General features: G+C 42.5%; 12 protein-coding genes and 1 pseudogene. 1 reads left to right on the plus strand and 12 read right to left on the minus strand.

Annotated elements, in window-relative coordinates:
* The 7 genes and pseudogenes from PHR02_RS10545 to PHR02_RS10575 all read right to left on the minus strand — a co-directional run.
* Window positions 1-119: pseudogene (locus PHR02_RS10545) on the minus strand (tRNA threonylcarbamoyladenosine dehydratase); the annotation flags it as partial.
* A complete protein-coding gene (gene surE, locus PHR02_RS10550) occupies window positions 116-883 on the minus strand; it encodes a 5'/3'-nucleotidase SurE (protein WP_299991939.1) in 768 nt (255 codons plus the stop codon). The pseudogene PHR02_RS10545 and the gene surE, both read right to left, overlap by 4 nt.
* Window positions 884-2,179 carry an ArsS family sensor histidine kinase gene (locus PHR02_RS10555; RefSeq protein WP_299991940.1) on the minus strand — a complete coding sequence of 432 codons (1,296 nt, stop codon included), beginning with the start codon at window positions 2,177-2,179 and terminating at the stop codon, window positions 884-886.
* Window positions 2,180-2,269: 90 nt separating this feature from the next.
* The gene (locus PHR02_RS10560; RefSeq protein WP_299991942.1) at window positions 2,270-2,932 is read right to left on the minus strand and encodes a response regulator transcription factor; all 663 of its coding nucleotides are present in this window, start codon (window positions 2,930-2,932) and stop codon (window positions 2,270-2,272) included.
* A gap of 34 nt (window positions 2,933-2,966) precedes the next feature.
* Window positions 2,967-5,078, minus strand: a complete 2,112-nt coding sequence (feoB, locus tag PHR02_RS10565; RefSeq protein WP_299991944.1) for a ferrous iron transport protein B — start codon at window positions 5,076-5,078, stop codon at window positions 2,967-2,969.
* On the minus strand, window positions 5,068-5,313 hold the full coding sequence (locus tag PHR02_RS10570) for a FeoA family protein (RefSeq protein WP_299991946.1): 246 nt from the start codon (window positions 5,311-5,313) through the stop codon (window positions 5,068-5,070). Before PHR02_RS10570 ends, feoB begins: the two co-directional genes overlap by 11 nt.
* An 83-nt stretch (window positions 5,314-5,396) precedes the next feature.
* The gene (locus PHR02_RS10575) at window positions 5,397-6,104 is read right to left on the minus strand and encodes an energy transducer TonB (RefSeq protein WP_299991947.1); all 708 of its coding nucleotides are present in this window, start codon (window positions 6,102-6,104) and stop codon (window positions 5,397-5,399) included.
* Between the two features lie 93 nt (window positions 6,105-6,197).
* Here PHR02_RS10575 and PHR02_RS10580 point away from each other — a divergent pair, with 93 nt between their 5' ends.
* Window positions 6,198-6,746, plus strand: coding sequence for a CDP-alcohol phosphatidyltransferase family protein (locus PHR02_RS10580; protein ID WP_299991957.1), 549 nt, complete (start codon window positions 6,198-6,200; stop codon window positions 6,744-6,746).
* A 34-nt stretch (window positions 6,747-6,780) separates the two neighbouring features.
* Here the strand turns inward: PHR02_RS10580 and PHR02_RS10585 are convergent, their stop codons facing one another.
* From PHR02_RS10585 to PHR02_RS10605, 5 genes are all read right to left on the minus strand, one after another.
* Window positions 6,781-7,482, minus strand: a complete 702-nt coding sequence (locus PHR02_RS10585; protein WP_299991949.1) for a metallophosphoesterase — start codon at window positions 7,480-7,482, stop codon at window positions 6,781-6,783.
* 3 nt (window positions 7,483-7,485) lie between these two features.
* Window positions 7,486-8,793 carry a DNA recombination protein RmuC gene (locus tag PHR02_RS10590; protein WP_299991951.1) on the minus strand — a complete coding sequence of 436 codons (1,308 nt, stop codon included), beginning with the start codon at window positions 8,791-8,793 and terminating at the stop codon, window positions 7,486-7,488.
* A gap of 55 nt (window positions 8,794-8,848) precedes the next feature.
* Complete coding sequence (locus PHR02_RS10595; protein WP_299991952.1) at window positions 8,849-9,766, minus strand: SPFH domain-containing protein; 918 nt, start codon at window positions 9,764-9,766, stop codon at window positions 8,849-8,851.
* Between the two features lie 14 nt (window positions 9,767-9,780).
* Window positions 9,781-10,215: an NfeD family protein gene (locus PHR02_RS10600; protein ID WP_299991953.1), complete on the minus strand. Its 435-nt coding sequence runs from the start codon at window positions 10,213-10,215 to the stop codon at window positions 9,781-9,783.
* A gap of 3 nt (window positions 10,216-10,218) precedes the next feature.
* On the minus strand, window positions 10,219-10,805 hold a 587-nt coding region (locus PHR02_RS10605), incomplete at its 5' end, for a hypothetical protein (RefSeq protein WP_299991955.1).

The raw sequence follows: 10,805 nt of genomic DNA on the forward strand, positions 1-10,805 counted from the left end.
TAAAGACAATCCAAACAAAAGCTCCCCACTCCGCCGACGCCGAGGAGGAGGATTTTAGCATTGTTCAGTTTCTCAAAGCACTCTTCGCCGAAAACCAATTTTGTCCGAATATTTCTCACAGCCACTCCCTTAATTGCCCCATCGATTTATAGGCACTCATATCGAGTTTGATTGGGGTGAGGGAAACTTTTCCTGCTTCAATCGCTTCGAAATCGCATAATGCACTCCGTTTTTCACGCGGTTTATACTCCAATGGATGAAGACCAAGCCAGTAGTACTCCATTCCTCGTGGGTTACGATGGAGGTGAGCATCGTTGGCATAATAGCGATAGCCAGCATACGTAACGGCAAACTCTAACTCCTCAACATCATGAGGGATATTGACGTTTAAAAACTCCCTCTCTCGTAGAGGAAATTCCCCCTCTAAAACTTTTTGTACCAAATGTCGAATCGCTTTTTTAGCCAACGCAAAATCACCGACGGGCTGGGTAAAATCCATCACCTGTGAGATAGCGATAGCAGGAACATCATGTAAAACCGCTTCCATTGCCGCCGCCGCTGTCCCTGAGTAAGTGATGTCTTCCCCCATGTTAGAACCTTTATTGATGCCACTGATAAGCAAATCAGGTTTAGACTCTTCGAAAAGGGAGTGAAGGGCAAGATAAACACAATCGCTCGGAGTACCGTCATCGAGTTTGTAAAAATCATCTCCCACACTAATGAAACTGAGTGGTCGTGTTAGGGTCAATGAATGTCCACATGCTGATTTTTCGGTTGATGGCGCGACAACTGTAATGTGTCCGAGCCCATCGAGCGCTTCGATCAAAGCTAGCAGCCCTGCTGATTCATAGCCGTCATCGTTGGTGATTAAAATCTCTTTCATCTATTTCCTTTTTGTTTTTACGGGTACACATATAAAACAATTTATGTTATCACGGCGTTCATACGCCAAAACATAATCATGTTCTTTTAAAATAGCATCAACGATGTAAAGACCTAAACCGAAACTGTCTTTTGTCGGATGATCTTTAGTAAAGGGTTCAATGTAATAACTGAGAGAGTTTTTCAGAGGTTCACCAATGTTAGCGAAAACGATTTCCCCCTCTTCCACCCAAATCTTCATCTTTTTTTCGACAGAGTATTTGATTGCATTATCAATAAGGTTTTTAATTGCTGTAACAAAAAGACGATAATCGACCTCGACTTTAATAGAAGCGTCAATGACACGATCCACTGCTTCATACTCAACCATTGCCATATCAATTGCACCATCAATAATATCCACCAGCCGATACTCTTTTTTCTCATGATACTGATTACCCGATGTTATCTCTTCCAATAACGCGAACTCCCAGATGAGTGATTCAAGACGTTCAAAAATTCCCTCAAATCGTCCACGCTGTTTCTCATCACTAAGCATAGTGGTAACGATACGTCCTTTAGCGATTGGAGTTTTAAGTTCATGCATAATATTACGTAAAAATAGGGTACGAGATTCGATCAAGGAGCGAATTTTCTTTTGGGTAGTGTCAAGTTCATTAGCGATCAACGCGATTTCATCACTTCCGTCTATCCGAAATCTCACCCCCATATCCCCCTCACCGAAACGGGCAATCTGTTTACGTAAGCGACGCAAGGGATGTAAACGATAAATAATAAGAATAAAAGAACCCATTAAAATCATCATCAACGTTCCATACGCTGAAATCAAATTGACCGGTCGATAGGGTTCAATCTTCTGGTCCATAAGGAGAATACTGTGACGAGACGATTCAACCCAAAAATAGATATGTCCTTTGTACTCTATCATCGAGGTAATAACCTGCTCAGCTATATGGGATTCAAAAGGAGAGGTAGAAAGGGTATATGCTTCCATTACTTCGTCCCCATTACCGTCACTTTTAAGAATCCTCCCTTCACGGATAATGGTTTCGACAGCTTTGTCATGAACTTCTTCGAGCTCATAGAGTGCCATGTTCGCTTCAAACATCGGCTCCGAAATTTGTTTTATAATATAGGTGTGATAGATTTGGCTAATAAGCGAGTGTTTAGTAAAGATATTATCAATGTGTTTAGTACGATTAACTTGGTAGAGCTGATAAAAAGTGTAACTGACACTCGATACCGTTACTAAAAGTGCGAAGAGTACGGTTGCAAGAACCGCATTATTTTTAATCATCTTATTTTGAACGCGCAAGGAATGAAATCCCTTGTGCTACGCTAGCCGCTAAGGCACTTAAGCTAGCCCTTTCAGGGCAGAGTATATTTCTCATTTTAACAGTTTATAGCCGATGCCGCGGATCGATTCGATCAGGGCTTTGTCCCCGAGTTTATTACGAATCCGTCCCATCATAACGTCGATACTTTTATTCGATGAGTCTTCATTGATCGCGCTCACATTGTGAATCAAATCTTCGCGAGAAACGACCATCCCCTGTTTTTTGATCATATGGGCTAAAATTCCGTATTCTGCATTGGTGAAGTCTAATGCTTTCCCTCTATAACTAATTTGCATTGCAGACTCATTGAGTTTAAAATCACAGGCACTCTCAGATGCAGCAACGGAAGCGGCATCATATCGACGCAACACCGAATGGATACGTGCTTCAAGCTCTCTAGGATCATACGGTTTTGGGAGATAATCATCGGCTCCAAGCTCAAGGGCATTAATCTTATCCGTTACATCAGAACGTGCGGACGAGATAATGATGGGAATATTTTGACGCGCACGAATCGCTTCGCACACTTCCAGACCATCCATCCCCGGCAAAGTTAAATCGAGAATCACCGCATCAAATTTTTCCAATTTAAGGATACTAAGTGCTTTAAACGGATCATCCTCCGTCGTAACTTCGAAATCGTACTGTTCTAAAAACTCGGTTAGGATCTCTGCTAATTCGAGATCATCTTCTATCATTAATATTTTACTCATAAAAGCATTGTAACAAAGAGTAGTTAATGATTTCCTAACTTAACCACAATGTCAAATGATAGGCGACAAATGCGAGGGAATACGCTACGATTGTCGTAAACACAAACAAATAACCGAAATATTTAATCCCCCCTGCTTCACGGGTAAAGACGACCGATGCTGCCAAACACGGTAAATAAGTCATAATGACGATGATAAATGCCACTGCCGATGCAAACGGTATTTGGGAACTGATCGTGGAGATCAACGAGTGGTCTTCTTCGGTTGCATCGCTTCCGAGTGAATACAATACTCCCATCGTTGAAACAACCACCTCTTTTGCGGCAAGCCCTGTTTGCAATGCCACCGCCATTTTCCAATCAAAGCCCAATGGCGCAAATATCGGCTCGATTGCATGACCGATTTGACCCAAAAAGCTCTGTTCCAGCTGTGCTTCGGCAAGTTGATTTTCGAGGACTTTTACCTCATCATCTGATGTGGTTGCTTCGATTTTTGCTCCAAACAAAGCATCTAGCGAACCATCCTTAGGGTAACTGCTCAAAAACCAAACAAGGAGAGATGCAGCAGCAATAAACGTCCCCGCTTTTTTCAAATACATCATCGTTTTGGTGAGTACGGTGTGCCAGATCAGCTTTACTGAGGGGAGACGGTATTTCGGCATCTCCATAACAAACGGCTCATCCGCACCTTTAAAAGCTGTCATTTTAAGTACTTTGGCGGCCACAAGACCGATCATCGCACCAAGTATATAAATACCGAACAGTACATTTCCCGCCATCTCAGGACCGAAAAATGCCCCCGTAAAGAGAACATATACAGGGAGTCGTGCCCCACAGCTCATAAATCCGATAACAAAGAGAGTCAAAAGACGATCACGGTCATTTTTCAAAATTCGTGCGGACATATAAGCAGGAATAGAACATCCGAATCCACTTACAAGAGGGATAAACGACTGCCCATGAAGCCCGAATTTATGAAAAAATCCATCCAACAAAAATGCTACCCGCGACATATAGCCTGTCGATTCGAGTAAGGCAATCCCGACAAATAAAATGACAATGTTCGGGACAAAAAGGACAACCGCTCCGACACCCGCAATCACCCCATCGACGATCAAGGAGCGAATTTCTTCATTTGAAATCGTAGCACCGACTAACTCACCAAACCAACCAAAAAAGGCATCGATCCAATCCATCGGGATAGAGCCTATCTCAAAGGTAAGCTGAAACAGTCCCCACATAAAGAAAAGAAAGATTGGTATACCTGCAACCCTATGAATCAGTACACTATCGATTTTTTCTGTCGTCGTTTTTTTCAAGGGGGCTTTAGGTTTGACCTTCACCGCTTCAGCAATAACTCCGCGATTAAACGAAAGATACTCTTCGGCTAATGCCTCTTTCATATCGTCCGTATCATGATGAAGCAATACGTGACGATCTGCTTCAATCAACATCGGTTGAAGCTCAATCCAAATAGGGTTATCGTGTAAAACACGGTAGGTCTTTTTCTCTTTTTGTAAAAGATTAATAGCAATATTTCGGTTACTGATCGAAGCTTTAAACTTATGACGATTTAGATATTCACAAATCAACGTAATTTCTTCTTCAACCGCTTCGCTAAAGATTAGCTTTTGTTCCTGAATCGATCTCTCATGGACGCTGATAACAGATTTCATCAGTTCTTCAAGCCCCGTTTTTGCAGCGGCCGATACACGAACACACGGTATTCCAAGTAGTTGAGAGAGATAAGGAGCATTGATTTCGATCCCCTCTTTATCTGCTTCATCTGACATATTGAGAGCAATCACCATTTTTTTGCTCATCGTCATTAGTTCTGCGGTAAGCTGAAGGTTTTTCTCCATGTTGGTTGAATCGACTACATTGATGATGAGGTCATAGGTTTCATCACAGAGATAATCGTGCGTTACCCGTTCTTCGATCGAATAGTCGGTAAACGCATAAGTTCCGGGAAGATCAACGACACTAAAAGAGTACCCATCATGCTCAAACGTCACAACCGTCTTTTCAACCGTTACACCTGTAAAATTTCCAACATGAAGGCGCGCGTTACCGATGGAATTTATCAGCATACTTTTTCCGACATTAGGTTGTCCGACAAGAGCTACAGTTATCTGTTTAGTGGACATTTGAAACCTCGATCAATTCTGCCTCTTCACGGCGAAGGGCGATAGAAACATTTCCAATTTTAATTTCAAATGTACTTTTCGTCATCCCACATTCGAGTATTTTTACTTCAGCACCCTTCATGAGTCCAAAAGAGATAAGCCGCTGCTTTAGTGCTCCTGTAGCATTAATTTTAGCCACCGTAGCAACACCGCCCTTCGTGCAGGCGCTAAGAAGCGTCATTGTAGGATGAACCATTATCGTTCCTTTTGAAATAAAGTGTCGTAAAAACAAATTTACAAAATAATAATCAATATCATATTAAAAGGGTCTTAAATTTCCTATCGAAGGGTATATTCGATCGGCAATGTCAAATCAATCGGTTCATCACCCATCTCTTTTGGAAGCGCCTTGACATGAGCGATATTCTCAAGCAGATTTTTGGCCGCTTGATCAAGAAGATCAAATCCTGATGAATCGACAATCGAAATATTTTTGATGGTTCCATCCTCCAAAACTCTGAATTTAACTGTTACCGTCCCCATTTGCTTTAAACGTTTCGCATTCTTGGGATAGATTTTTCGCTCATCAATAAACTGACGTAAATAAGCAATGTAATTTTCTTTAGCTTTTGGGTCACCTTTTACGGTTTCGATTATTGCAGGCTTAGGGAGAACCACCTTTGGAGGTGTAGGAGGAGTTACAGCCACTTTTTGTACCGGAATTTCGAGTACTTTTTGCTGCGGTGCGACTGCTATCGGTACGATCGGAGTCGTAACTACCGGTGCAGGTTTATTGACGGGCTGAATTTTTTGTGGGATTCTCGGGGTTGGAACAGGGATTTCAGGTTGTTTCTGAACAAGCTCTGTCTCTTTTTGCGGTACGTCCAACGGCTCACTTTTAATCTGTAGCTTTTCAGGAGGGTTCATAAGAAGTTTAAGTTTAATCGTTTCGCTTTTCTTCTCATCTGGTAGCAAAAATAAAGCAGCCGCTACAAGAGAGAACAAAATACTATGGATAATTATTGAAATTACAAGGCTTTTTTTCATTGTGTGAGTATAGCAAAAAACTCTTACTGATGAATATCCTCAGGGGTGATGATTGGCTATAATGTTGTTTTAGAATTCGATGATGGAGATTTAATGCAATTTTTATGGCGCTCTACGAGCCACTTTAACCTCGCCAACCTAATCACAATGGCAAACATTACCTGCGGATTGTTAGCCACCTATTTTATCACTCAAAACCATTTCATGGTTGCCGCTGTTCTCGCATGGATGGGGGGAGCTTTTGATATTTTTGATGGAAAAGTGGCTCGTAAATACGGATTATCTAATGAATTCGGAGTTCAGCTGGACTCATTTGCAGATTTTCTCAGCTTTGTGCTCGTCCCGACCTTCTTTATCTTTCAGGGGGTTTATTCCGAACTTAGTGGGATACCGCTGATTATAACCTCCATCGTATCGATATACTATGTTATCAGCGGTTTACGCCGTCTGATCCAGTTTAACATCAATACCGATGCAGGTGAAGTAGCGAAACATTTTATAGGCGTTCCAACTCCGCTCGGGGCAATTTTGCTCTGGCTTGTGTGGCTGGGTTCAGGATTTATCGGATGGATAGGTGTGCTCTTGCTAATGATTATTATCGGTGCGCTGCTTAATTCTAAGGTGAAGATTCCACACTTATAGTTTCGTCATTTCCAAGTGCTACACAAACCTCATGCTAGGTTCCCGACTTAATCGGGAATCCAGCTTTTACACTAATAATTTTATAATCCGTTTTTGTGTTTCCATCAAACACTACGGCACTGAGCTTATTCCCATAAACACATCCCGTATCGACACCAATGGCGTTTTTACTGATCTTAGATTCCTCACTCCACTGATGTCCATAGACTACCAATCCTTGATTACCATCATAAACATCTGCCCAAAATGTTGAATCCTCTGTTTCCTCGCCGTGAGCTACAAAATGCCCTTCTTGATCTAAATAACGAAGTCTAAGTAGTTTTTGATACTCGCGACCAGAAAGGTTTTCTAACACCATTGAGTTTTGTAATCCACCATGCACCACAGTGATATCATCGAAACGTAAAAAGAGTGGAAGAGATTGGAGAAATTCTATATCCTTTGGCGTTATATTATCAACTATTTGTTGCTCATCATTATCTAAATTAATAGGATTTTTTTTAGGAGATTCTTGATGTTTGAGATAACGGATGATTTTATCTTCGTGATTACCGAGAACAGAGAGGATGCCATTTTTTTGGATATATCGTAGTGTTTCTAGCGAATAAGAACCCTTGGTGATAATATCACCTACACATACTTCTATATCATTTTTTTGAGGTTTGATTTGGTCGCGAAGTTTTTGGAATTCGTCTAAACAACCGTGAATATCTCCGTAGACAATTAATGCTGACATTATCTATAAAATCTCTTCATCTTCGGTATCGGTTACCGATGAGGGGAGCAACTTTTTGGGTTTCAATCCCAGTTTCCGCATCGACTCGACACGTCGGATCAAATTCCCTTTTCCAGTTGTGAGCTTATTCATTGCCCCCTCATAGCTTTTTTGGGTACGTCCGATCTGCTCACCGATTTTTTCCATATCCTCGACAAACGCCACCAGTTTCTCATACAGAGCTTCCGCCGATTCGGCAATCGCTTTGGCATTGCGTTCTTGATACTCGCTTCGCCAGATGTGCTCGATAGTACGGAGAGTTACGAGTAGAGTGGAAGGGGAAACGACAACGATATTTTGCTCATACGCTGTTTTGAAAAAAGTATTATCCTGCTCCAGTGCCAGCAAAAATGCCCCCTCTATCGGCATAAAAAGGAGGACAAAATCAAGAGTACGTACCCCGCTGAGCTGTTCGTACCGCTTGCCGCTTAACCCTTTGATATGAGCATGGATCGAGAGGAGGTGCTGTTTCAGAGCATGGGCACGCGCTTCGTCATTTTCGGCGCGGATAAACGCATCATAGGCAACGAGTGAAACTTTAGAGTCGATAATGATATCTTTGTTCTGAGGAAGATGGACGATAACGTCAGGACGAAACTTTTTCCCCTCTTCATCGCTGTAGGTATTTTGGGTTTCATACTCATGCCCCTCACGCAGTCCCGATTCTTCGAGTATCCGCTCCAACACGATCTCTCCCCAGTTTCCTTGGGTTTTATTCTCCCCTTTGAGGGCTTGGGTGAGGTTGATCGCATCCTGAGAGAGCCGTTCATTGAGGGTTTTGAGGCGGAGGATTTCGTCTTTGATGCTTTGTCGCTCTTTCGCATCGTGGATAAACTGTTCCTTGCTCTGAGTCGCAAATTGGGCTATTTGTTCACGAAATGGTTTGAGGAGCAGATCAAGCCCTTTGGTATGCGCTTCATCAAATGTTTTCGCTTTTTGCTCGAAAATCTGTGCCGCGAGTTGTTCAAACTGAACTTTCATCTGTACTTTGGCTTCATCGAGGAGACGAATCTTCTCTTCAAAAGAGCGGGAGGATTCTTCGTGGCGGGTATGGAGTACCGCGTAATCGCGTTCTAATGAGTGATACTCCCTCTGGGAATTATCAAGATCAATTTGGATTCTTGATTTGAGGGTTTGTTCCTGAACATAGAGTTCTTGGAGTTGCAGTGCACGCGCTTCGAGGAGCGCGTAGTGTTGGCGGGATTGATTCCACATCCATCCGAGAGTTCCAGCGACGATAAAGGCTATTAGGGTTGTTATTTCATACATCATAAAGGTGATTATAGCCCATCACCCCTAAGAGGTAAAAATAATATGACAATTTGCCCTATTTTTTCTCACCGAGGGCAGTACCCAAATACCCCAGTGATCCTACCGCACCTGCAAGACTTTGTTGCCAATCGGCAGGCATAAAGACCACTTTAGAGTTATTTGAGTTGCTCAGATTTTTCACGCTGTCGATGTAACGCTGAGCGAGGAGATAATGGGGTGCTGTCTCTCCACCGGCAAGCCCTTGGGTAACAATCATCATCGCTTTGCGGTCTCCGTCTGCGAGTTCCACTTTCGCCTGTGCTTCGAGTTTTGCCGCTTCGAGTTTCCCCTGTGCGTCTAAAATCGCCGCTTCTTTCATCCCCTCCGCTTTTGCAATCGCCGCTTTTTTCTCTCCGTCCGCGATCATAATTGCCGCTTCCCGTTCACGATCCGCCGCTGCTTGACGTTCCATTGCCTCTTGAAGGTTTTGGCTCGGTCGGATATCTTGGACTTCCAGATTACCGAGGGTCAATCCCCATCCGCTGAGTGAATCACGAATTTTCTCCGCCACTTGCGCTTTGATTTGATCACGCTGAGAAAGCGACTCATTGAGTGTCATCCCACCTATCACTGCACGAAGGGTCGTTGTGGTCATATTTCCCACCGCACTCTCGAAATTGCTGATCGAATACGACGCTTTTCCTGGATCGGTAACACGATAAAAAACCACCGCGCTGATGATGACGACGGCGTTATCTTTAGTAATAACCTCTTGTTCTCGTGTCTGCTGGATCAGCTCTTTGGTGACGATTTTATACCCGACAATGTCCACAATCGGAATCAATAAATGGAGTCCCGGTAAAAGGGTGGTATGGTATTTACCCAATCGCTCGACAACCCACTCTTCCCCTTGGGGAACGATACGTACCATTTGCGACAGTGTATACACCACCGCGACCATTAACACTAACGGGAAAATTAGACTTGCATCCATACTATGACCTCCAATTAAATTTTTTCGACGATGAGAGTATTACCGCTCAGTTTCACGATTCGAATCTCTGAATTTGCAGCGATCTCTCCATCAGTACTTACCGCAGGCCAATGCCGTCCACCGATCACCGGCTCATACAATGATACTTCTCCTTCTTCATGAGCTGAAATCATGGTTAATGCGATACCTTTGATCCCGACAAACTCGTTGTGGGTTCCCACAGTATCTTGAGGTTCATCTCCCATACCCCGTTTCTTGAACACTACCGCCCCGATAATCATAAACACAGAAGCGACAATCAACTGCCAAAAAAGTGACGCAGGAAGGAAAAATGCTACTGCTGCCGCCGCTAAAAATCCCACCCCCGCGAACAGTGCAAAAAAGGTAGGGATCATCATTTCGATCACAAAGGCGATAACTCCGAATATAAGCCAAATATAATACGACATACCTTACCCCTGCACTTCGACAACAGCATACCGTTTTTCAAGTGCTGTTAGCTCTTCAAATTTAGGACCATTCACTAGTTTTAGAAAGATACCAAACCCGATCAAAAATAAAGGTATTTCCAATTGTCCACTTGTGAGATATAAAATTATCCCACCGATAGTAATAACCTCACATAAACTCCATAATATAAATAACGTGGAGAGGTAATTAGAAAAAAAGGATGGTTGATCAGGATTTTTTGCATCTTTTATTTTTTTAAATATATTATCGGATGATAAAAACTTTTGACGCATATATCTAATAACTCCAACTGCTAGCAAAGCATACGCAAATATCCCATACGTTAATATTGTCAATGTCGAAGCATCGTTAATACTTGGAGGTATAGGGGCGTTAAAATGTATAAATACAATCACAACTCCATACATAAAACTACCCATCATCATAGCAAAATGAATCATACGAAAGGCTCGAAGTTTTTCTCGAATCAAAGAATGCATATCTTCCATTGTTGTCCTTTTTTGAATAATAATCTCATAGCATACCGCTTCAATACTTACGCTATAATAAACTAAAAAAAACGAAGACA

The organism is Sulfuricurvum sp., from assembly GCF_028688295.1.
Lineage (GTDB): Bacteria > Campylobacterota > Campylobacteria > Campylobacterales > Sulfurimonadaceae > Sulfuricurvum.

Bases quoted from the DNA above. Each gene is read 5' to 3' on its own strand.
- surE (WP_299991939.1), bottom strand. From the start codon at position 883: ATGAAAGAGATTTTAATCACCAACGATGACGGCTATGAATCAGCAGGG.
- PHR02_RS10555 (WP_299991940.1), bottom strand. From the start codon at position 2,179: ATGATTAAAAATAATGCGGTTCTTGCAACCGTACTCTTCGCACTTTTA.
- PHR02_RS10560 (WP_299991942.1), bottom strand. From the start codon at position 2,932: ATGAGTAAAATATTAATGATAGAAGATGATCTCGAATTAGCAGAGATC.
- feoB (WP_299991944.1), bottom strand. From the start codon at position 5,078: ATGTCCACTAAACAGATAACTGTAGCTCTTGTCGGACAACCTAATGTC.
- PHR02_RS10570 (WP_299991946.1), bottom strand. From the start codon at position 5,313: ATGGTTCATCCTACAATGACGCTTCTTAGCGCCTGCACGAAGGGCGGT.
- PHR02_RS10575 (WP_299991947.1), bottom strand. From the start codon at position 6,104: ATGAAAAAAAGCCTTGTAATTTCAATAATTATCCATAGTATTTTGTTC.
- PHR02_RS10580 (WP_299991957.1), top strand. From the start codon at position 6,198: ATGCAATTTTTATGGCGCTCTACGAGCCACTTTAACCTCGCCAACCTA.
- PHR02_RS10585 (WP_299991949.1), bottom strand. From the start codon at position 7,482: ATGTCAGCATTAATTGTCTACGGAGATATTCACGGTTGTTTAGACGAA.
- PHR02_RS10590 (WP_299991951.1), bottom strand. From the start codon at position 8,793: ATGATGTATGAAATAACAACCCTAATAGCCTTTATCGTCGCTGGAACT.
- PHR02_RS10595 (WP_299991952.1), bottom strand. From the start codon at position 9,766: ATGGATGCAAGTCTAATTTTCCCGTTAGTGTTAATGGTCGCGGTGGTG.
- PHR02_RS10600 (WP_299991953.1), bottom strand. From the start codon at position 10,215: ATGTCGTATTATATTTGGCTTATATTCGGAGTTATCGCCTTTGTGATC.